Raw genomic sequence first — 23,048 nt, 5'->3', positions numbered from 1 at the left:
GGTTCAGTGAGACAAGTTAACAGAATTATTTAAGGTATATCTCAAAACACGAACTTTAAGTGCATCAATAAAGGACTAACGGTGTGCTGTATTTAGCAGAAGTACAAAAACAGAAAGGTGGTTTACTCAGTGGCGGTGGCAAAACCGAACTGAAACTGCTAGCTTGTCAGCGAACTGACCAGAATTGGAGTACTGTGTCGGAAGAGGTGATTGCCGCTGAGGACGCAAGCAAATTAAATGATGGTGCTTTGGTATTGGCTGAATTGAATCCGAATCGTCAAGTGCAGCGGATTCAAGAAGCAGGGCGTCCACTCGTGAACATTTTGCAGAGTTTTTCCCGCCAGTTGGAGAAATTTAAGCTCAAGGAAGATGAGATCGATCAGTGGAAACAGTCACTAACATTTCAGGCGCAAGAGTTGAATCGCCGTGAAATGGACATGGAGGTACGCTCGGAACAGCTGCAACAATTGGAGGATGAGGTACAACATCTAGAGGAGCAAAAACAGGAAGTTGACACCTCCCGCCAGGAAATTGAACGATTACAAGGAGAAATTGAGCGCAACCGCCAAGAGTTGGAAGGCGCTTGGGAGCATTTACGGGGTGAGCAGCGTCGCCTAGAAGAACGCCAAGCGGATTTTCAACAAGGGACGGTTTTGGATGAGGAGCAAAGTCGAGTAATGAGTGAGTTACTCGACCGCTTGTCTAGTCGTGTTAATCCTACGGAAACAGTTAGAGAACATCTGCATCTAGCCTTTGAATTGGTCGAAAAGCAGCAAGCGACTCTTACCCCGCATTGGCAAAAACTGGAGGAGGAAAAAATTGCGATCGCACAACAGCAAGAAGAAGTTGAGCGTTTATCACAAACCTTTAGCGATCGCCAAAATGCGTTGCAAGAAGCGCAAAATTCTCTAGTTCAGCAAAGAGCGCAATTGCAAATAAATACAGCAGACCTTACTAGTAAGCAAGAGTATGCTCGGCTCGTCAAAGAACAGTTACAAAACGCCGAAGAGTTATATCAACAGATGCACTCTTTAGCTGCAACATCTGGTGATGTAGTTCTTGGCAAGCAAGCTGATATGGAGGCTTTGGAAAAAATGCCTTTAGAAGAACTACAAAAGATAGTGCAAGACTTGCAGCATAAATTAGAAATCGACGCTAGCTTTGTTCACGATCAAGAACAAGAACTGAAATATAAACAAGAAGCTATAGAAGAACTTCAAACTAAATTAAATCACGCATCTGACCATGACCACATCAATTTGGAATTAGAACTAACTGATGAAAAAGACCTTTATCAGATGCTAAATTCCAGTTTGGTGGGGCAACGCCGCAATATGCTACAGCACCAGAAATTTCTCAAGCAACATCAAGCTGTACTACTACGCTTAAGCAAGGACATAATGTTACTGAAGAAGAAAGTAACAACAAAATTAATTTAGAACCGATTCTGTTACAAATTGAAACCCAGCGACAACAATATTCACAAGAAATCCAAAAGTTGGAACGTGAAATTGAGCAGATTCGTTCTGGTGTTGAGCTAAATCAGGGAATGATTGACAATCAAACTCACGATCTAGATGAAAAGCGCCAAGAACTGAAAGCGATCGAGGAAAATTTGCTATCCCTACGAAGAACAACAGCTGAATTATCTGGTCGAGTGAATCTTTATCAAGAAGCACTACAACCAATTCAAGATTCTCTAGATGGATTACGGCAAAAGCTGCAAGGAATTGCAGAATCTTTAGAGCAATTCCAGGAAACTGGTGATTATCAAGTCCAAGCGATCGCTCAGTTGCGTCATACTCTCCAGAGTTTAATGCCTCAGCCGGAATTACTGGCGTCTTAATAAGTTCTGGAGCTTTGGTGAGAACAAGGGGCTTTACCCGGATTTCTCACCACACCTCTTAAAGCCTGCGCTTGTGCCGGGGAGAAGTAATAAGTAATAAGTAATGAGTAAAAATTTATTACTTATTACTCCTTACTCCTTACTCATTACTTCTCCTCGCTCCATCAAATGCCTTAAGCTTGTGAGAAATGCGGGTTTAGTCATGCTAAAGCCCAAGTACTAACTAAATTCTTAGTTAGTATTCCATAAATAAACTAGATTCTATATGAAAAAACTCTCCTAATTTACGTGCTTGTTCTGTATTTATCTTCTGTTGTCCACTTAAAATATCATCAACCAAATCTTCTGTCCCTAAAACTGCTACTAAATCATCTCTACTTCTCTCAGATTCCTCTAAAAAAAATAACAATATAGATGCAGGATTACTCTGCTGGATTGGCTGATAATATTCCTGTTCAAACTTTTCAATTAAAGTAATTAATAACTGATAAAGTTCGTCTTCTTCTGGGGTGCGTTCCCGGTGCATTAAATCTTCTACTATCTTTAAAGCTTGCTCATTTTCAAGTTCACTTTTTATCAGCTTGGGAAGATAAGCTGTTAATAATTCTTTATATTTATCTGGATTAAAAGTAAGGGTCATCTTTCCAATTTTCCTTATCATATTCCGCATGGGTGAGGATATATTTAATATAAATTAACTGCCCTTCATAATCTATACTAACAATCAAGCGATATTTATTTCCTTTAATATTGAATACTGTAAAGTTACCAACAGCTTCAGCTTTAATAAAAATTTGCTGTACTTCAACTAAATTCGACCATTTCGCTTTAGTAGCAACCTTATACCAATTACTTAATGCTTCCTGACAATCTGTATGGTTTTCTGCATATTCTCTTAAGATTCTAAAACTAATAATGTGCATCGTCCCTGATAACAAAAAGCCTTTAAATAACTATTTCAAACAGATCCAGTCGCCTTCTACTTGAGCGATCGCACCGCCAGGAAATGGATCGGTTTGCGATCGGTTGGGCGCTATAATTAAAGCCGTTAATTTTTCGATGTGTTCAAAACTGGGTGCATCAGTCAGTATTTGCTGCAATACCTGACGCATCACCCGACGTTGCAACGCCAGTGGTGCTTTTTGTAATACCCGACGATTTAACCGTAAGGGAAGAACAGTAAGGGAATCTTCTTCATGTCTCACGCCCAATGCCCCATCCCGCAACTCCTGGGCAGCTTTTTCCAAATATTCCACTTCCGCTTGTAAAAGTTCTGCTGTTTGGGCTAAGGCTGATTCTACTTGGGGGTTGAAATTATCTCGCAAATATGGTATTAATTCTTGGCGAATACGGTTGCGGGCATATTGCAAATTTTGATTGGTGGAATCTTCCCAAATTGGTAATTTAAATTCTTGACAAAATTGCTCTGTTTGTATTCGAGTAATTTCTAAAAGTGGACGCACTAACACAATGCCTGTAGTTAGAGGGCGTTGCCAAGTTAGGGCTTGTAAACCATCAGCACCAGTACCGCGAATTAAATTGTAGAGGAGAGTTTCGGCGCGATCGCTCTTCGTGTGTCCTGTCACTATATATTGATAATTGTTTGCTTGAGCGATCGCACTTAAAACTTGATAGCGCCAATCGCGTGCAGCAGCTTCACTATTTATCGGTTTGTTCGCTGTTTCTAAATAAAAGGATATACCCCAAGTTTTAGCTAAATTTTCGACGTGGTTAGCATTAGCTTCGGAGTCAGAACGCCAGCGATGATCGCAGTGAGCAATACCTAAATACCATCCCCATTTGGATTGTAAATCTAAAAGTAATTTTATTAAACATAGAGAATCTTGTCCGCCGGAAACAGCAATTAATAGCCGTTGATTGCGCTCAAATAAGTGGCGCGATCGGATGGTGCGATGAATTTTTGCATGTAGGGGAGTCCATACCATTTTATTTTTTTCAGCGCACACAGACACAGATAATTTTCTATTATATCTGTGTATATCAACTTGAGTATTAGTTTTTACCTTCCTTTAGTTGCTGCCGAAGGTCGTCAAGGGGAGAGTTTTCGTGTTTGATGTCTAATCGATTATCTTCGACTTCAGTTTCATCAGGGCAGAATTCTAGGCGCACTCTAATTTTACCTGTCCGCCATTGTTGACCGGGTATTAAAACACAACATTCAAATCCTTCTCCAAATACTCTTGAACCTGAAGATGTACAGTATTCTGCCCAAATTTTTTTGATTTCCTTGAATAACTGAAACACTATTTGAGTGCGGGGTAAATTTTCAAATGCTTCTTGATAAAAATGCACAACATCATCATCAGGATTTAGAGGTTCCCATTCATCATTCATAATCAATTTCCTGTAACTAAATTTATAGTTCCCAAGAGATTGGAATTAATTGTTTGGATTTGACTGACAGCCGCAACTTATTTAACTATTACTGCTAGTTGAGGGAAACTAATGAAGAGTCATGAGTACAGTTAGCGATAGCGGAGCGTTGAGTAGTGATAATCAGCCTGAAGATGGGGTGATAGAGATAATTTACTTAAAAGTAATAGTGCTAATTACAACTTAGTATCTATCGCTTACCCAAGAGTAGAGAACATTATACATTATAAATTTCTGTTGTAATTAGTGCCGCGTAGAGCTAGCGTAAAGTGGACAATTTGACAATCTTTAATACTCAAACTACTTGGCGTATAGTCATAATCTGTCCGCACGCAAGAAGAACGCAAGACACTTAATATATGGTTCAGAATCTCGAAAGAACACGCCAGAGTGCAAGGTTTCCAGAAACTGCACCTGCTGCTAATCCCGTATTTTTTAGAACTTATAGCCGCCGATCAAAGGCGGGACTAAGGGAAACATGGGATGAGGTATGCGATCGCACTATACTCGGCTTAGTGGAGTTGGGAAAGCTAACTCAAGAAGAAGCTGCCACACTGGATAAGATGCAGCGCAACTTGAAAGCTATGCCCAGTGGACGCTGGTTATGGGTTGGTGGTACAGATTGGATCACCAAGCCAAAGAACTTTTCCGGGGCTTATAATTGCACTTCTACTAATCTCGAAGACTGGAGTGCCTTCGGCTTAATGATGGATCTAGCAATGATGGGCTGTGGCACTGGAGCCGTCCTAGAACCACAATTTATTAACCAGTTGCCTCCAATTCGCAATCAACTGAATGTGACTGTCCAAGGCGAAATTGGCAGCACTCCTGTTCAAAAGCGGCGTGAATATACAGAAACTCATATAGAAGGCAATAACGTCACTATTCATGTTGGAGATAGCCGTGAAGGTTGGGTTGAATCATATCAAGCCCTATTAGAACTTTCTACTAATGAACAGTTTTCAGCAGCAGTCGAAGTATTAGTTGATATCAGCGATGTCCGAAAAGCAGGAGAAACTCTCAACGGCTTTGGAGGAGTTGCTAATCCTGTGAAATTGCCCGGACTCTATCAGCGTTGTGCTTCTATCCTGAGTAAAGCTGTAGGACGACAATTAAATTCAGTTGAATGCTGTCTGTTAATCGATCAAGCAGCGGTAACAATTGTTGCAGGGAATATACGTAGGAGCGCGGGGATGCGTCAGTTTGATTCTGGCGATGACTTAGCAGCCACCGCCAAAGATAACTTATGGCAGCAAGATGAAAATGGCAACTGGCGAATCGATCCAGAGCGTGATGCACTCAGGATGGCAAATCATACGAGAGTTTTTCACCGTAAGCCAACCTTAGAAGAATGTGTTGGTGCTGTCCGCAAACAATATTATAGTGGCGAGGGAGCGATTCAATGGGCTGGTGAAGCTGTAGCGCGATCAAACATAGATTTGCTACCAACACAAGCTCTGAAAGTTGAATTTTTACAAGCTTACGAACAAGGAACAGCAAAACAGTGGTTAGAAGAACGTTATTCAAATCTTGATGCTAATGAGTTAGAACATCGTTTAGCTCGCTATGGACTAAATCCGTGTGGTAAGTGATTTTGCCTCACGTTAAAAACCTCGCAAAAACGGGGAAAGCTGAGATGCTAATCCCGTGGTAATCAAAGGAAGTAAAAAGTCTTTGACACCGTACAGCGTAGAGAGTGAAACTAGATAACATTAGAAATTTGTGTCTAGAATATAATCTCTCCAAGAGTGCGGGGGCGGATGTGAAAAACACTTGTGTTGAGCGGAGCCGAAACACTTTTATTATCTGATATCACATCTGTAAAAGGTACGCGGAGCTACTGCAAATAATCAAGCAGTAGAACTAGGGGATAAAAAGCCTCTAGGGTAACAAATCTGGAAATCATCGGTTCTAATTTTCACTGCAATTTGTCAGAGGTTCACCTTAATCAAATCGACCCACATAACTACAAAGAACAAGAGGAGGCTTTCACCGCTGGGGCGCTATCTGTAGCAGCACTTTTAAATCACAAATTCCTGGAACCACGCTATCAATACAGCCGTGAATTAGACCCAATTGTAGGAGTTTCTTTTACAGGTTTATTTGATTTCTTTGTCCATGCTTTTGGTGTTGATTGGCTGCGCTGGTGGGAAGCAGGAAGACCAGCAACTCCCCAAGGATTAGCTTTCAAGCGTGAGGAAGAGAAATATCTAAGTTCTTGGAGAGATATTGTACATCGGGCGGTTTGGGATTATTGCGATCGCCACAATCTCAAGCGTCCAAATCGTTGCACCACAGTCCAACCCAGTGGTACTAAGGCTTTGTTAACTAATGCTAGTTCAGGATGGCATCCTCCCAAAGCCCAAAGATTCATTCGTCGGATCACCTTTGGTAAAAATGATCCAGTAGCTTTAGCTTGTATTGACTATGGCTACAACGTCATTCCTTCTCAATCAGACAAAGATGAACACGGCAATTTGCTTAACGATCCCTTTGATCCACGGGTGAGTGAATGGCTAGTGGAAATCCCTGTTTCTGTAACTTGGGCTGATTTACCAGGGGCTGATGAAATTGATGTTTCTAAGTTTTCAGTCTTAGCCCAATTTGATTTTGTCCTCCAGGTTCAACGTTGGTACGTGACTCACAACACATCAGCTACTTTGGAACTGCGCTCTGATGAAATCGAGCCTTTGGGACAGCGCATTTACGAGACCATCCAGAATGATGAAGGATATATTTCAGCGGCTCTTTTAGCCCGTTTTGACGATTTGCAATCATTCCCCCGTTTGCCATTTGAACCAATAGATAAATCAACCTACGATCGCTTAACTCAAGAAGTGAAAGCGCGGCGCAAAACAGATGATTTCTGTGCAGTACTAAGCCGCTACGATTTAGGCGAAATGACAGAGGCTGGCCCTAGTGGTTGTGATTCTGATAAGTGTATGTTTCCCGATCAGCAACCAAGCTCATAAGGCAGAATGACTGGGTATTGGGGACTAGGGGCTAGGAACTGTAAAGGAGAGGAGAATAATCAATGCCCAATCCCCAATGCCGTAACACGTTACGATCAATTAAGAAGTAATAATTTTTTACGGCAGTGCCAGGAGTCTTTTTATGTTCATTGATGAATTGTCACCTATATTCAGAGAATTAACTCAACATCCAGTCTCATTTGTGGGTGGGTTTTTCTCTGGTGTGCTTCGGCTTAATCTTGCAGACGATCCCGTTAAAAGCTGGCTGGATAAACAGATCGGCTCAAATAGTTACACCAGTAATACAACGGACGCGCATAACGGCAAAGCCACTGGTCCTCAGCAGATTTCGATTGACTAAAAACTCCAATCATACATAGTTACATTTACTAAAAAATAAGGAGTCAGTGCTGCCGACGCAGCGCTGACTCCTACTTTCTACAATAATTATTTTATTTTTTGGAAGTCATTTACTACTTGATTGGCACTCTGAGCATGAGCGCGCCTACTTGGTCTGGCGTGGGGCCGGGCTTGAAATTGATGTGGCAAAGCGCACACTCCGCCCTGAAGTTGCTGAGGGGGATTGAGCGTCGATAGTACCATTTATTGTTCACGCGCTGGACGGACGTGTATGCCTGTCCCGCCATTGCCAGCGCATTTGCCTGACGCTCAAAGTTGTCGCTGGGGCGATCGTTTTCCCGAAGTGGGGAAACGGTGCCGACTAATCTCATATCCTTATTCTGATCGTTAAATATCAGCGAGATGGAATGCTTACCCTGCTCCACATTTGCCGCCGTGGTTTCGTTGAACTCCTGCGTCAGCGCTGCGAATAACGTGTTGAACATAAGATCGCTTGTCTCTTGGGCGATCGCAACTTTCCCAGTTGGGGGTGGATAGTCAAAAGCACGGGCAATTCCCGTGAAACTGAACCCGATGATGAGCATCAGCACAAAAATTCCATAGCTGACTAGCTTTTTCAAACGCATTCTCTTACTCCTTTGGTTTTGTATTGTTTCTGAGTCATACCAATCCTGTGTGAAGATACATATAACAAGACCCCCATGCAGTCTCCCAAATGACTTGGGGAAACTGAGTAGCTGGGGGTAAATATATACAACTTCACAAAGAAACGATATCCGCAACTTTGCATCACGGATAGAAACTTTATCCAATAGCAGTAGAGATTAGAGAGCAGAAAGGAAAGATTTATTTTTTATTTACTATGAAAGTATGTTCGCGTAGTATTTCGTATAATCTTACCATATTAAGCAGTGAAACTACTAGTACTCTAATGGGTAAATATAAGTACTATGTTAATTAACAATGTTTGGGGCTGAAATTGTTAAAGTTAGATAAACTTCCGCCATTCCCCACCATCCGATTGTGCGATCGCTGGTAGTAAGTGTACTGGGTTTGGGTTAAAGGTTTGTTCTCTCTTCAAAACCCGATAAGTATTGACTAGAAGTCGCTAAAGCATCTGTCTTAACATGAGTTGGGCAAACAACCCTGGTTGATTTGCCAAATCAGTGAAACTACCTTGCTGTACTATCTTGCCAGCTTGGAGTACGTAAATTCGGTCAGCATTTTGAATGGTACTAAGGCGATGAGCGATCGCAATTCTCGTCACTTTTAACTGCTCTAAGCTTTGACTAACAATTGCCTGGGTTCTATTATCCAAGGCACTAGTCGCTTCATCAAATAGCAAAATCCGGGGTTTGAGCGCCAACGCTCTGGCAATCAACAGCCGTTGTCGTTGTCCGCCAGAGAGATTACTACCTCCTTCACTCACTACTGTATGCATTTGCATTGGCATTGCGGCAACATCATCCGCGAAACCTGCCATCTGGGCTGCTTGCCAAGCTTCATCCATCGTCAGCACTGCGCCACTGGCAATGTTCTCAAAAATTGAGGCTGACATCAAGCGACTATTTTGTATGACAACACCTAATTGGCGGCGTACAGCATGGACATCCACAGAAGCTAAGTCTTGCCCATCGTAGTAAATGCTGCCAGCTTTCGGGAATTCAAACCCTAAAAGTAATCTCAAGAAAGTTGATTTACCGCTACCAGAAGGCCCAACAATGGCAATAAATTCTCCGGGTTGGGCGTGGATGCTGACATCATCCAACGTTAAAGGCCCATCATCGCGGTAGCGGAAACTTACGCGATCTGCAACTAATTTACCCGATAGCCTTCCCGGATCTGCCTGACTGGAATTGATTTCTAGTTCCCCTTGGAGAATTGGCTGGGTCCTTTGCCACAAGGGCATGACTTGCAAAACTTCCACTACTGTACTGCTTAAGTTCGTAACCCCGTGGATAAATGTCCCAAAAGCCACGTTAAATGCTAAGAAAGTGCCCGTGGATAAACTAGTCGCTCCTGGGGTTTGAGACTGTCCAATTAAGGTAGTAGCAAACCAGAAAATCGCCGCAGTAGTTAACACAGGTAACACTTGATTAATGACTGCAAGACTATCTTCAATGCCTTGGGTACTCAACATTAGTTTCAGTTGATGGGTATATTTTTTTCCCCAGTAAGCAAAGGCGCGAGCTTCAGCTTTGGCAACTCGGAGTTTGGCTACTCCATTAATCAACTGCACCATCACGCCAAAGATTTGTCCTTCTTGTTCTAGTAGGGGACGAACTTTACGGACAATGAGCATACCGGAAATGATGGTGACGGCAATGTTTATCAGTGCGACTACACAAGCTATCAGAGCTAAATAAATACTGTAGTAAAACAACAGTCCCAGGTTCAGCAGCGAGAACATACTGGAAAAGATGGTTTTGAATACCGTATTACCCAATCTTTGGCGAATTTGACTAATAGCTGTGACTCTCGAATTTAAATCCCCAACCGAGAAGGAGCGAAAAAAAGTCGCCTTTAAGTTCAACAATCGATCCCAGACTGCGGCTTCAGTGGCAGAATCGGCAAAAGTTTCCAGCCGGATGGTAGCAAACCCAAGAGCTAATTGAAACAGCATTCCGCCAAAGGCAGCAGCTAGCAAACCGACAACAAGTTGGCTCAACAACCCCCGATTAGCATCTGGGATAGCTTTGTCGATGAGGATAGCTGTAGCTTGAGGCGTCAGCATTCCTAAAAGGCTGATGGTAATTCCCATCACTACAATGACAATTAGTTCTTTGGAATGTCCTTGGAGGGCAAACTGAAGCAAATCAAAAGTTTTCAGCGGTTTATTCGGTAAAGGTCGATAGAATACATAGCCAGTGGGAGCGAGGGCTGCGGCAATTCGGGCATCTACAGAGACGCGCTTCTGTTGCCAAGGAGCGTAGAGTTGATAACGAGTATCAGATATTGGTAACAGTGCCACTGGTAGGTTGTCCTGAAGTGTAAATGCCAACATTGGCCCGCAATCCTTTTGCCACCAGTTATCCCGCAACTGAATCCGCCGCACTCGAATATGTGAAGCACGGGCGATCGCTTCTACAGGATCTTGCACTCGTTTCGGGTCTTCTGATGCCGCTGGGGGACGAATCTCAACTCCTAATGCTCGTCCGACTGCACCAGCAGCAACTAGCAAGGCTCGATCTGGGTGATTTGCATCAATGCTAATACTGAATTCTAAACTACTACTTAACCTGTTTAACTTTGGCTGTGGCAATACAGATGCTAGTTCTGCCAAAGTCTCTTGCATCACTTGTCTTTCCAGACTTTCCCTAGCTTCAAATCTGAGTAATTCTGCATTCATTTCCTGGCGTTGCAGCAGTTCAATGCAGTTTAGGAAATAAGTTTGTAGTTGAGACAAACCCCCTAACAAGGAATTCACATCTGAAATTTCTAAAGTGCTAACAGTTTTCAATTCAACTGTGTCACTTGCCTCTAGCCACATATTTGGATGTAGAGGTAATATCCCAGAGACAGGAGTTAACAGCAGATCCCCAAACCCCATCCATTTAGCACGTCCTTGGAGGATTTGCACCCATGATACATGACCAGGCGGTTGAAAGATTTGGTTTTTGGCTAAGGAATAGTATTGAATTCCTTGGGGTAATAGTGGTGTCGTTGGCGTCGTGATGCCTGCAATTACCGAACCTAATTGATAAATCCAGCCCTCTATGAAAGCCACTGCTTCGCTGTTAGTATCAGCAAACAACCGATTCAACTCCGTTCTCGATACTTTCAGGAGTTCTGTTTCCTCAAAGAACACCGCTAAAATCTGATGCTGCTCACTATCTAAACTTGATGCAGTGCCAAACATCGCCTGCCCTGCTGTACTACTAAATAAGTAGCGACGACTTCCTTCGGGAATGCCATTATTGAGAGCGATCGCAAATAGCGCCAAGTAACCAGATTTTACTACCCAAATTGTCTGCGGATCGCTTAATAGTAGCGATTGATTACCCTGAAAACGATAGCATTCTCCTAACAGAGGCAAAGGGGCAGAGGGGCAAAGGGGCAGAGGGGCAAAGGGGAAAGACTTGCTACTACTTCTCCCCTGCTCCCCTGCTCCCCTTCTCCCCTGCTCCCCTGCCTCTTCATCTCCCTCGCTGCGAATCAACTGTAAATAAAGCCCCTCAATCTGCCGTAATTCCTCATGGGTTCCCCGTTGAACTATCTGGCCGCGATCGAGGACAATAATTTCATCGCAATCTCGGATGGTCGAAAGTCGATGCGCGATGATTATGCAAGTGCAACCGCGCAAACGCAGATTACGAGTCACATTCTTTTCGGTTTCAGCATCCAAGGCACTAGTAGCTTCATCCATGACCAGGATACTGGGATTATTCACCAAAGCACGGGCAATTTCCAACCGTTGCCGTTGACCACCGCTTAAATTGGTAGCACCTTCTAACAGGTCGGCACTATAGCCTCCTGGCAACGAAAGAATGACATCATGAACTGCTGCATCTTGACAAGCTCGCACTAAATGACTTTCAGGTATAGTAGTATCCCAAAGCGTTAAGTTGTCTCTGACACTGCCAGCAAACAACAAAATCTCTTGCTCTACCGCAGATATAGAATTGGCTAATACTTGGCGAGAAATTTGCTCTTTGGGTTTACCATCAAACAAAATTTCTCCCTGCCACGGTTGGTATAGCCCACATAAAAGTTTGGCAATGGTAGACTTACCAGAACCACTCCCACCCACCAAAGCAACTCGCTGCCCTGGCTGGAGTGAGAGACTAAAATTTTCAATCAATGGTGGAGCAATTTTGCTATAGCCAAATGTCACATTGTCTAATTCAACATATCCCCTGAGTTTGGAAAAAGGGTTGAGGGATGAGGAGGACAAGGGAGACGAGGAAGAATTTACTCTCATGTCTCCCCCTGCCTCCTCTGCCCCTCTGCCCCTTTGCTCCCATTCCCCCCTGCCTCTTTCCTGCAACTGCGAATCAATGGGGTTACGCAAGACATCATCAAGGCGAGTCAAATTACCTTCCATCTCTTGCAGGTCACTTCCCAGGTTGACAAGATTACTTATCGGCTGGAAAAAATTTTGCATCATACCAAGAAAGGCTATTAACATGCCGATGCTCATGGTTCCATCCATGACTCGCAAACCACCTATAGCTAAAAGCAGCATAGAAGCGATCGCTGACAAGAAATCTGGTAAAACTCCTAATGTCTGGTTTGTTGTCTCTAATTCCTGTCGGGTGTTGATGGCTTTGGCATAGTAACCCGCCCATCGAGAGAAGAAATCTGACTCTAACCCAGAAGCCTTGAGTGTTTCCATACTCTGAAGACCAGAAATTGCAACGCCGCTAACTTTGCCATGTTCTTGGAGCAGTTTGATGTTGGCATCGACGCGCCGCCCTCTCACCCACTGTAATGCAGCAAGGTTAACAGCGACAAAGGCGATCGCAATTAAGGTTAGCACTACATCATATTGCAGCATCACTCCTACATACAAAAATATTGACGCTGTGGCAATTACCGTCGTAGCTAATTTTCCCGATAGCATGTTGGCTATGCTGTCGTTGAGTTGCACGCGGCTACTGATTTCTCCAGCAAACCGCTGATCGTAAAAACTCATGGGTAGGCGTAAAATATGCCAGAGAAATTGACTCTCCATGCCCACCGACAACTTAATTTTCAGCTGACGCAAAAACTGTAACTGTAGCAGCGTCAGAAATCCATTGAGTCCGGCTGTGAAAATCATTCCTAAAATTAGAGGACGTAACCACTCATGCCGATGCTCAATTAATACGTTGTCTATAAATACTTGAGAAAATGCAGGTATGGCCAGTCCCGGAATCACTAGCAAAAATCCTGCCAGCACACAGTAAATCAATGCCCCAATCGAGCCTCGCAACCGCGACCATAAAGCGAGGATAGTGCTAGGTTTCCGTCCTCCTTGCAGGAACTCGGAACTCGGCTCTAAAGCTAGCACCACTCCTGTGTAAGCACTGCTAAATTCTTCCAGAGAGACAGTGCGTCGTCCAGTAGCGGGGTCATTGAGATAAACTCGCTGTTTACCAAATCCCTCTACTACTAGAAAATGGTTAAATTGCCAAAATACAATGAAGGGAAATTTTAACTGCGACAGGGCAGCTAAATTTGTTTTAAAGCTCTTAGCGGTTAATCGATAATTTCTGGCAGCCTTCAAAATATTTAACGCACTAACTCCATCGCGGGATACACCACACGCTTGTCGGAGTTCCGTCAGCGGCACAATGCGACCGTAGTAACTCAGAATAATTCCTAAAGCAGCAGCACCGCACTCTACTACCTCCATTTGCAGCAGAGTTGGAGTGCGACACCGTTTACTTTTTGACTTCAGTAGGTTTTGCAGATTTCGCCACAATATCATAGGAGCAACGCGAAGAAGTGAAATCATCATTTATAGGGAATTGGGCATTGGGAATAGTGAATGAGCCTTTTATCTCCATTAATGAGTGTTTGATACTCATTAATGAGCCTTTGATACTCGTGAATAAGTTTTTTAACTCCACTCTTGCGCCCCTCCGCTCCCCTGCCCCTCTGCCCCTCATGCTCAATAAACCCCACTCCACGATCGCAAAATTGGCAGCACAAATGTAATTGGCGCACGTTCTTCGACGGTGACTTGTACAGAGGTAGTAGTTCCAGAAGTTACTTTCATCTCTGGCCCTTTGGAAGAAGACCATTTGTAGCGGCTGACTGTGGAAGTGTCTGGTTGTAGTCGGGCGGTAATTAAAATCTGTAGCCCTTGTGACATCAAACCTTGGACGAATTCGGAACTGCCTACCACACTTAATGCACCTTCTTTGGTAACGGGAAAAGCTGAGACATCTGTGACAGCACCAATAATACCGCCAAAGCGTTCCCGTTGCACTGTACTAGGTGTGACTTGTAACTTCATCCCTGGTTGAATTTGCTTACCATCTCCGACGGGAAAAAATGCCACACTTTCTAGTTGCACCGATCGCTTTTGTGCGGCGATCGCTCCTATGGGTGTACCCTGTAAGACAACCTGCCCCGGTGTTGCTGAGATTTCTAACACTCTTCCTGAGTAAGTGCTTTTGATTAAGCTGTTACTCGATAGTTGCAGCGCCAATTGCGTAATGTTGCGCTGCACTTCCTGAATTTCTTTCTTGCGGATTGTTACGGCTTCTAAATCTTGTTGTGCCAATGTCGCTTCTTTACTATCTAGTTGCTTTAACTGGCTTTCCAAATCTTTGATTGAGTTGAGATTTTCTAAATATTGACGTTGGGCATCTGCTTCTTTGACATCCAATTGCTTGAGTTGGGATTCGGCTTCATTAATTTGCCTGACAGCATTTAAGTAATCTTGCTGTGACTGTAAGACTGTATCCCCAGAAATCGCTCCCTCTTTTAATAGCTGCTTCCGGTTGTCTAATCTCTGTTTGAAAGTCGGCAGCAGTTCCCGTAGAGATTGTAGGCTTTGTATTTGGCTAGTGCGATCGCGTTGGATCGAGTTCAGCCCTTTTTCCCTTAAAATTGGCGTGAATTTTTGTACTGTTTGGAGACTTTGCTGCAAACTTTGGCGTTGCTGTATCAGCGCCTGTTTATCTGCATTCTGCCGCAGTCGTTGCACTGAGTTGGCATCGCGATTCTCTTGCTGTAGTTGCTCTAGTTTTAAGCGCACTAACTGTAGCTGTTTCATGAGTTCGCTTTGGTCTAGAGTCGCCAGCACATCTCCTCTGTTGACAAAATCGCCAACCCGAACGTTGACTGTTCGCAATCTGCCTGCGATCGGTGACTGAAACGAAGTAATTGTACTGGGATAGACTATGATGCCAGTACCCATCACCGTAATTGGAATTCGACCTAAAAAACTCCAAGTCAGCCCAGATGCCACCAAGGAACCAACAGCAACTAGAGGTAGCCACTTTTTGGGGCTGACTACCTGCATAATTTGATCTAGTTCTTCAGGTGAAGAAATACGCTCTAAAGCTTCTTTGCGGAATAGGTTGCTTTTTTGATTAATCACCGAAGACCATCCCAATTTGTATGCGGGTGAAAGTGAATTGGGTACTGGGAAGAAGACGCGGAGAATGAAAGATGCTCTGATCCGAGAAAAGAAGAAAATGCAGTTTTGATTTATTTGAACCACATTTATGGTATTGGCACAGCAACATTGTCCCCGTAGGACGTGGTCTATTTATCTGAAAGCTGCTATCTGTTGTTTTCCTTGGATTATATTATTTATATATAAAAATCAACCTACCATCTAATGAGAGGTCGAGAACTGAGAAAATAAAGGTTTTTAATTTTTTAATTTTGCCTAAGCGACGAGTAGCTGCTACTAGAGTAACGATTTATTAATTTTCATCACAAAATAAACAGTCGGATAGTAAAGCAAGAAATAATAGGCGAATTTCCTTTAGTCGTTTGTTAGTTGCTGATAGCAACTGACATTTCAGGCCTAATATCATGTCCGCTTGATTGCTTATTAAACCCGAAGAACCCCACCCCCGCCAAAGCTACGCTTTGTCTCCCCTCCCCGCAAGCAGGGAGGGGATTAAGGGGAGCCAGTGCGGTCTTCTCCCAAGGGGAGACGCCAAGGGCGATGGGGTCTCCCCAAGTGGAGCATCTGGCGTGTGGGGTGCAATGACTGTGGTTAGCATAACTAATTATGCTGACATGATATAATACGGCTTGAGCAGGAGAGTTTTTAAAGTTTGTTGTCCACGAGTCTCAAAGACTCGACAATTACGAGTTACGTTAGCGAGTCATTGTACTCCTGTAAAGCAGCAAACTACGTAGAGAGTGTCATGATTTAACTGCGTTGCCAAATTTTAATTGTCTTATCCAAACTACCGCTGACTAACATTTCACCGGAAGCTGTGAAGGCTAATGCTGTGACTATATTCCCATGACCTGTAAATGTACCCAGCAATTCCCCGGTTGGTAAATGCCACAACTTGATAGTTTTATCAGCACTACCGCTGGCGATAATTTTTCCATCGGGACTTAAAGCGATCGCATATACCCTATCTCGATGTCCTTTAAGGGTATGAAGTAATTCCCCAGTCTCCAATTGCCAAACTTTAATCGTTTGATCCCAACTACCACTCACGAGCAGTTTACCATCTGCACTGATTGCTAAGGAACAAACGATGTGAGAATGACCCATGAGGGTGTGTAGTGGTTGTGCATCTTTTAAACTTTTGATTCCCGTTTGGGGTGAAGTGCGCCAAACTTTGATTTTGCGGTAGCTACCTGTAACTAGAGTTTCGCCGTCTCGACTTAAAACTAGGGAATGAGCCGCTGTATCATCTAAAGAAAGTGCGATCGCAACCTGACGATGCATCAAATCCCAAAATAGAATTTTTCTATCATCTCCACCCGTCGCTAACATTCTGCCATCTGGGGTGAAAGCAGCACACCGCACTACCCCATTGTGTTTGTGCAAAATATCTATCAAGTCTAAAGCACCTACGTGCCAAAGCTTAATTGTCGAATCTGCACCGCAACTGACTAAAGTCTGTCCATCTGAACTAAAAGCTAGGGAATTCACTTCATCCACCAGCCCAGATATTACCCAAGGATATTCTGATAATGTCTCTATTAATTCACCCTTGCTTAAATCCCAGAGTTTAGTTTCTCCACGACTACCACTCGCCAATATGGGTAAGGCTTTGCCATTATTGCACCCAGAACTGAAAGCTAGGCAATTAATGCCTCTGGTGTGTCCTTGCAAAGTCTGCCAGCATTCCCAGTCACCGACTATAGCCTTGAGACAATGTTCTGATGGTAGAGTCTGTATTGTATGTGCGATCGCTCTCTCATTAATTACTGGCGACGTGTCTTTTTTACCCATAAGTGATTCTAAATACCAACTTAACCCCCCTGCATATAACAAATTACTCGGAGTGACATACAGTTTTGGTTCAGGAAATTCAAGTTGATTTGTAGGTAAAAAACCTGTTATTACGCTTTGCTTCTCGTAACCTAAATTACCTGTAGATGGATAAAATAAACACAGAAAAATTAATACTTGGTGATTTTTTAAATCTTCTTGAGTAACAGACCACCTAATTTTGTCTTTCTTAATACCATTAAAACTTTCTCCATCAGCAACGTAAACTTGAACACTTATCTGAGGATGATCTTTGAGTATATAAGGAAATTTACTTTCGCCACACAAATTTCCCTCATCATCTAAAATCATGTTTTGCAAAGTATCTTGTGACACCTTTTTTACTAACTTGCCCAAGCGTTCAGTTATCACCCTGTCAACAATATGCTCCCGCAAAAGATAATCTTGGGCTTGTTGTTGGAAGTATTTGGGAAAAGGTATCGTCCAGTCAGGAGGCTCAGGATATTCCGGCGGGGTTGGCGGCGGATTTTTGGCGAGAACTTCTGCTTGCTGGCGAGAAAGTTCTTGGAGTCTAGCCAATGGCTCGCCCCAAAAGGCTATAACTTCAGTGTGACAACCTTTAACTTGACTTTCCAGCAAAGATAAGTCGTAAGTTTTAGGTTTTTTCACACGTTGAAGAAAGTCAGTTTGTTGAGCTTTGAGTAAGCTAATCCAATCCATCTGCATTCCTGCGGCAAACTATTGCATACCTACGGTAAGCTATACAAATGCAATTACTCAAGTTTATAACCTTAGTTAATTAAAAATTCAGTAATATTAACAGTCTAATAAAACACAGCCATTGACAAATGTTTCCGTGAAAGAGATAGATGGATAGCACTTAGACATTTCATGAACTGATGCGTTGAAGTATATAGAATTAGATGATATCAGTCAATTCTAACGGAGATGGATAACGAGATACTGTTTCCCTAGAAACACTTCTAACTGTAAAGGAAAGTTGAATTTGAGACGGATTTAAAAGATTACAGTAAGTTAAGTCAGCAAATAGCTACATAAAAATAACCTAGTAAAGATAATTCTAGGAAATATCATCTGAAATCGAAATAAATGGTGAAGATTGGCTTATTTTAACCTTTGCGTTTTGGTTGTCTGGGTGTAGTACTTACATCAGAAGAGTCACCAAAAGTATCCCTTGCTTCGATCTGTTTAATTTTCATTTGCAAGTTCAAGTCATCGCTGCTAACAATTGTTTCTAAATTCGCTAATCTTTGTTCTAGCAGTTCTATTTGCTGCTGTTGCAAATAGTTAGTTTTGGATTTTTGCTCATCAGAACGCCAAACCGCAACTGTACCAACAGCTGCACCACCAATAGCAACTAAAGGAAGAATAGCACCGCTTCTAGTAACGGCTGATAGTGGGACGCAAACTCCTAGAATGGCTACTGTAATTACCCAAATTCTAGTGGTAGCAGATAATCTGACATCTTGGTATGGTTCTACATTGAGTTGAGATTTTTTAGCCATAAGTAAATCCATTGAAAAGTTATTTGCTAGATTGACACAATTGCTGATTAAAATACTTCCTACCATTGGGTTAGGTATAATTGCTATCTTATATATTTTTGTAATTATAGTTACTCAGTTATTTGCGATCGCTAGATTGGAATTTTACCAGATTCGCTACCACTTCTACTGATGGGAGGAACCTGCAATGGAGTTATTGCTAACAACAGCGCGCTATAGTGTAAGCTTATTGACGCTTATGTTCGCCACCAACCAGAAGCATCTCAGGAACTTGAGCAATTGTCTGATAAAATCCATTGAGCGTAAATAGTTAAGTTTATTATGACAAGTGCATCTTATATTTTTTTAGCTGGAGCAAGTCGCGGTGTTGGTCGAGAAATTGCTCAATATCTCACAGCGCAACAGCTAAAAGTCAAAGCACTCCTGAGAACAGCAGCAGTTGCTAGTGAACTAGAAACAATGGGTATTGAAGTAGTTCAGGGAGATGCCTTGAATATTGGCGATGTCGAACGCGCAATGCTGACAGATACACCTATTCACACCGTTATCAGTACAATTGGCGGTTTACCATCAGATGTAGAAAGACCAGATTACCCTGGTAATAGAAATCTGATCGATGCAGCAGTTAAAGCTGGAGTGCAAAAGTTTATTCTTGTATCTTCCATCGGTGCTGGCAATAGTGTTGTTGCTGCCTCACCCCAAGTTTTAGAGGTACTGGGAAAAGTTTTAGCTGAGAAAGACAAAGCCGAACAACACTTAATTGCCAGTGGACTCACCTATACAATTATCCGTCCTGGTGGACTAAAGTCAGAACCAGCAACGGGTAATGGCGTTTTAACCGAAGATCCGCACATTATTGGTAGCATCAATCGTGCAGATGTGGCGCAGTTAGTTGGTCGTAGTTTAAATAGCCAACGCGCTAATAATAAAATATTGTCAGCCGTAGACCGAAATATGCTGTTCGGACAAAGAGAATTTGCCGAATTTACTTTGGAGTAATTTAAGCACGCCAGCGGAGTATTTGACCCTTGACAGGATTGACAAATTCTCGTCTTTCAGCGACAGATCGAGCATACTCCCGCTTTAACTGGTAATACCACTGCGCCTGCATATCTGAGTCTTTAATCAGCCGTAGCACAGGGTTATATTTCAAACCAATTTGCTGCTTTTCTACAACCGTTCGGTCTTGGCCAATGAAAGTCCGCGCCAGCACATGTAACAGTGGCTTGAAAAATCCCACCCAAGGAAGTGTCCAGTAAAGAGCAAAAGTTACCTCCGTTTCTGTGTCTGAAATTGGTGTAACTGCCGTCAAATTAACGACTCGATTATTACCAATGGTGGTTTCTTCGATTCTGACTCCAGGTAAACGAAAGGAAATCTCCGTTTCTGGGACACCACCGCCAATCAGCCAGTATAACCGACCCCCATTCGCTGGTAATCGGTGTCGTCGCATCGTAAAGCCGTAGGGCGAAGCATCAAATTGCTTTACCTCTTCGTGTAATTGCTCATTTCGCCACCACCAAGCACGATGAACATAAGGTGAATGAGCCGGGTCCATCAGACCTACTACTGCATGATCTATAAAACAAGGGAATTTTACCACCTCTACGAACTGGTGAGAACGATCGCCAAAGCCTGGTATTACCGGAATTTCCATCTCAGATGCAGGTTGAGGGTTATCGGGATCGGGCATATATATCCAGATATTCCCTTGGGCTTCGCGGATTGTGTATGACTGCACGTCGAACCGACTCAAATCCATTTGCTGTTCCTCTACAAGAGAAGGTATCGCAGTACAGCGCCCAGCGGAGTTAAAGCGCCAACCGTGGTAACAGCATTCAACTTCTTGCCCATTGAATCTCCCACAACTCAAGGGCACACCACGATGGGGGCAAATGTCCGTCATCGCAGACACTTTGCCATCCTGGCTACGAACTAACAGCACCGGTTCTCCTAAGAAAATGCGGCTGATCATCATACCTGGCTTGATTTGATCGCTAGGCAGAGCATAGTACCAAGTATTACGTAATACAAAATTATCGTTATTTTTCATAACTAATGGCCTCTGCCTTTGACACAACGAAAGTCCTGGTTTGTGGAGAGGAAGGTGATGCTGGAAAACATTCTTTCAGGTTTTTAATTGCTGTAGGTAAGTTCAACTGATGTACTTATTAGTCGTGTTCGTAATTCTCTCAGATTTAGGTTGTTCTGAGAGGATTGCAGGTTTGAAATTGCATTATTCGCCAGAAATTTGTACAAATACTGTTCTTTTACGCGGGCCATCCAACTCAAAAAACAACACAGATTGCCAGGTTCCCAAAGCTAATTTCCCATCCACAATGGGAATTATCTCACTAGTGTTCAGCATTATTGCCATTAAATGAGAGTGAGCATTAATCGGTTCATCTTCCGGGACATCTCTTAAATGCAAATCATTATGCAAATAGCGGTTTGATTCTGGTGCTAATTTTTGCAAGAACACTTTTATATCTTCTAATAATCTGACTTCATTTTCGTTGATAGATAACGCTGTTGTCGTGTGTTGAGAAAATACTAAAACTTGTCCATTTTTAATTGATGTTGAGGCAATAAAATCTTGAATTTGTGAGGTGATATGATGAATATTAATTTTTGGCTCAGTTTCAATTTCAATTAACTTATGAATAATTGGCATCTGTTGAATTTTATATTTAGGATTGCAGGCAGGAGGCAGGTGGTTACTGAGCGTAGCCGAAGTGAGACAGGAATTGAATGACTTCTAACTCCTAAGTATAGTTTCCAAACCTTGTACTAATCTTTCTATACCTTCTTTTGCTGTCTCTTTTTGCAGCGCCCCATAGGCGACACGTAGATAGCATCCGTCATTTATGCCAAAGGTTGTACCTGGAATAACTGCTACTTTATGTTCCTGGATCAGTTGTTTGACTAACTCAAAAGCATCCATCTGGGTATGAACTTTGAGGAAAAAATAGAACGCACCATTGGCAGGAATAATACTACATAAGCCTTGTAGACGATTAAGGGAGTCTAATACTAGTTGGCGTACTTGAGCAATGGCTCCTATATGACTCTTCAAATAATCCTTTTTTGCCTGCAATGCCCCTAAAGCTGCATATTGAGAAATGACTGGCGGGCAAATCAAAATTGTATCCTGGACTTTTTTAACGGCAACAAGTAAGTGTTGGGGAATCACCATGTAGCCAATGCGCCAACTTGCAAAACCGTATGCTTTAGAAAAGCTATACAGAGAAATGGTGTACTCGCTGCTATTACCAAATGAGCCAGGTGAAACGTGTTTTACACCGTTATATGTAAAGTATTCATAAGCTTCATCGCTGATGTGGTAAATACTGTGAGCAGCACAAATTTGATTTACTTGGCGCAATGCGGCTTCAGAATAGACAACTCCAGTGGGATTATTTGGTGAAATCGTCACCACAGCCCGTGTTTTAGGAGTAATTGCTTGAGCGATCGCTTCTGGGCGTAGTTGGTAATTTTCATCCGTCGCCACTAATACCGCACCACAACCAGCCATTGCGATCGCCATTTCGTGGTTGAAATAGTAGGGCGTATTCAGAATAATTTCGTCGCCTGGGTTAGTGATAGCAAGAATGGTATTCATAAATCCCATATTGCTCCCTGCTGTGACAACGATGCAGTTTTCCCCGTTGATTTCAATCCCGTTGAAGGCTTGCAATTTTCCCGCAAGTGCTGTCAGTAAAGGGGGAATTCCCTCAACTGATTTGTATAAATTATTGGCTGGTTCGGCTAAGAATTTGGCTAAAAATTCTATGGCTTCACGTGGTGGGTTGTAAGAAACAACACCTTGTCCTAGAGAGATGGTTCCAGGAGAGTTTTTAATCAGTTCCCCAACCACAGGAATAATTGGCGATTGTACCGCCTGCATACGAGAGGTTAGGGATTCCATATTTTCTTGCCTATGTATCTGCTTTTAGTATCTCTTAATAGGTGAACAATCAACTAGTACAGCATGGTGGAAATAAACCACCCCTGACGCTCGATGACTCACCATCGCTTAAATTTAATATTTTAGGAATTAATCTAGCCACATCCTGATTCCT

At 42.8% G+C, this 23,048-nt stretch carries 14 protein-coding genes and 3 pseudogenes; 5 read left to right on the top strand and 12 right to left on the bottom strand.

What is annotated here, in order from left to right:
* Positions 1 to 83 precede the first annotated feature (83 nt).
* A pseudogene (gene hmpF, locus QUD05_RS30855) lies at positions 84 to 1,846 on the top strand (pilus motility taxis protein HmpF).
* 235 nt (positions 1,847 to 2,081) lie between these two features.
* Here the strand turns inward: hmpF and QUD05_RS30850 are convergent.
* The 4 genes from QUD05_RS30850 to QUD05_RS30835 all read right to left on the bottom strand — a co-directional run bounded on the left by QUD05_RS30850 (position 2,082) and on the right by QUD05_RS30835 (position 4,201).
* Complete coding sequence (locus QUD05_RS30850) at positions 2,082 to 2,486, bottom strand: helix-turn-helix domain-containing protein (protein ID WP_289799374.1); 405 nt, start codon at positions 2,484 to 2,486, stop codon at positions 2,082 to 2,084.
* A complete protein-coding gene (locus tag QUD05_RS30845) occupies positions 2,470 to 2,769 on the bottom strand; it encodes a type II toxin-antitoxin system HigB family toxin (protein ID WP_289799373.1) in 300 nt (99 codons plus the stop codon). The genes QUD05_RS30850 and QUD05_RS30845 overlap by 17 nt, the downstream gene beginning before the upstream one ends.
* A 30-nt stretch (positions 2,770 to 2,799) precedes the next feature.
* Positions 2,800 to 3,792 (bottom strand): tRNA lysidine(34) synthetase TilS, encoded by a 993-nt coding sequence (tilS, locus tag QUD05_RS30840; RefSeq protein WP_289799372.1) that lies wholly within the window; start codon positions 3,790 to 3,792, stop codon positions 2,800 to 2,802.
* 67 nt (positions 3,793 to 3,859) lie between these two features.
* A complete protein-coding gene (locus QUD05_RS30835; RefSeq protein WP_289799371.1) occupies positions 3,860 to 4,201 on the bottom strand; it encodes a KGK domain-containing protein in 342 nt (113 codons plus the stop codon).
* A 398-nt stretch (positions 4,202 to 4,599) separates the two neighbouring features.
* Here QUD05_RS30835 and nrdJ (QUD05_RS30830) point away from each other — a divergent pair.
* The 3 genes and pseudogenes from nrdJ (QUD05_RS30830) to QUD05_RS30820 all read left to right on the top strand — a co-directional run.
* A pseudogene (nrdJ, locus tag QUD05_RS30830) lies at positions 4,600 to 5,829 on the top strand (ribonucleoside-triphosphate reductase, adenosylcobalamin-dependent); the annotation flags it as partial.
* Between the two features lie 309 nt (positions 5,830 to 6,138).
* A pseudogene (gene nrdJ / locus QUD05_RS30825) lies at positions 6,139 to 7,212 on the top strand (ribonucleoside-triphosphate reductase, adenosylcobalamin-dependent); the annotation flags it as partial.
* A gap of 142 nt (positions 7,213 to 7,354) precedes the next feature.
* The gene (locus QUD05_RS30820) at positions 7,355 to 7,573 is read left to right on the top strand and encodes a ssl0294 family protein (protein WP_289799370.1); all 219 of its coding nucleotides are present in this window, start codon (positions 7,355 to 7,357) and stop codon (positions 7,571 to 7,573) included.
* A gap of 112 nt (positions 7,574 to 7,685) precedes the next feature.
* Here QUD05_RS30820 and QUD05_RS30815 read toward each other — a convergent pair whose 3' ends face one another.
* The 5 genes from QUD05_RS30815 to QUD05_RS30790 all read right to left on the bottom strand — a co-directional run bounded on the left by QUD05_RS30815 (position 7,686) and on the right by QUD05_RS30790 (position 18,966).
* Positions 7,686 to 8,198, bottom strand: coding sequence for a hypothetical protein (locus QUD05_RS30815; protein ID WP_289799369.1), 513 nt, complete (start codon positions 8,196 to 8,198; stop codon positions 7,686 to 7,688).
* 482 nt (positions 8,199 to 8,680) lie between these two features.
* Positions 8,681 to 14,014, bottom strand: a complete 5,334-nt coding sequence (locus tag QUD05_RS34215; RefSeq protein ID WP_354666166.1) for an NHLP family bacteriocin export ABC transporter peptidase/permease/ATPase subunit — start codon at positions 14,012 to 14,014, stop codon at positions 8,681 to 8,683.
* A gap of 153 nt (positions 14,015 to 14,167) precedes the next feature.
* Complete coding sequence (locus QUD05_RS30800; protein ID WP_289799368.1) at positions 14,168 to 15,607, bottom strand: NHLP bacteriocin system secretion protein; 1,440 nt, start codon at positions 15,605 to 15,607, stop codon at positions 14,168 to 14,170.
* 789 nt (positions 15,608 to 16,396) lie between these two features.
* Positions 16,397 to 18,166, bottom strand: coding sequence for a WD40 repeat domain-containing protein (locus QUD05_RS30795; RefSeq protein ID WP_289799367.1), 1,770 nt, complete (start codon positions 18,164 to 18,166; stop codon positions 16,397 to 16,399).
* A gap of 404 nt (positions 18,167 to 18,570) precedes the next feature.
* Positions 18,571 to 18,966, bottom strand: a complete 396-nt coding sequence (locus QUD05_RS30790; RefSeq protein ID WP_289799366.1) for a hypothetical protein — start codon at positions 18,964 to 18,966, stop codon at positions 18,571 to 18,573.
* A gap of 321 nt (positions 18,967 to 19,287) precedes the next feature.
* Here QUD05_RS30790 and QUD05_RS30785 point away from each other — a divergent pair, with 321 nt between their 5' ends.
* Entirely contained in the window at positions 19,288 to 19,965 is a 678-nt protein-coding gene (locus QUD05_RS30785) for an SDR family oxidoreductase (RefSeq protein ID WP_289799365.1), read from the top strand.
* 1 nt (position 19,966) lies between these two features.
* Here QUD05_RS30785 and QUD05_RS30780 read toward each other — a convergent pair whose 3' ends face one another.
* The 3 genes from QUD05_RS30780 to QUD05_RS30770 all read right to left on the bottom strand — a co-directional run bounded on the left by QUD05_RS30780 (position 19,967) and on the right by QUD05_RS30770 (position 22,894).
* On the bottom strand, positions 19,967 to 21,019 hold the full coding sequence (locus tag QUD05_RS30780; protein ID WP_289799364.1) for a Rieske 2Fe-2S domain-containing protein: 1,053 nt from the start codon (positions 21,017 to 21,019) through the stop codon (positions 19,967 to 19,969).
* Positions 21,020 to 21,202: 183 nt separating this feature from the next.
* Positions 21,203 to 21,640 (bottom strand): secondary thiamine-phosphate synthase enzyme YjbQ, encoded by a 438-nt coding sequence (locus QUD05_RS30775; protein ID WP_289799363.1) that lies wholly within the window; start codon positions 21,638 to 21,640, stop codon positions 21,203 to 21,205.
* An 84-nt stretch (positions 21,641 to 21,724) separates the two neighbouring features.
* Positions 21,725 to 22,894, bottom strand: a complete 1,170-nt coding sequence (locus tag QUD05_RS30770) for a pyridoxal phosphate-dependent aminotransferase (protein ID WP_289799362.1) — start codon at positions 22,892 to 22,894, stop codon at positions 21,725 to 21,727.
* Positions 22,895 to 23,048 lie beyond the last annotated feature (154 nt).

The sequence above is a fragment of the Nostoc sp. GT001 genome (genome assembly GCF_030382115.1).
Classification (GTDB): domain Bacteria; phylum Cyanobacteriota; class Cyanobacteriia; order Cyanobacteriales; family Nostocaceae; genus Nostoc.
The sequence above is the reverse complement of the archived record's forward strand: the minus strand, read 5'-3'. Positions and strand labels throughout refer to the sequence as shown.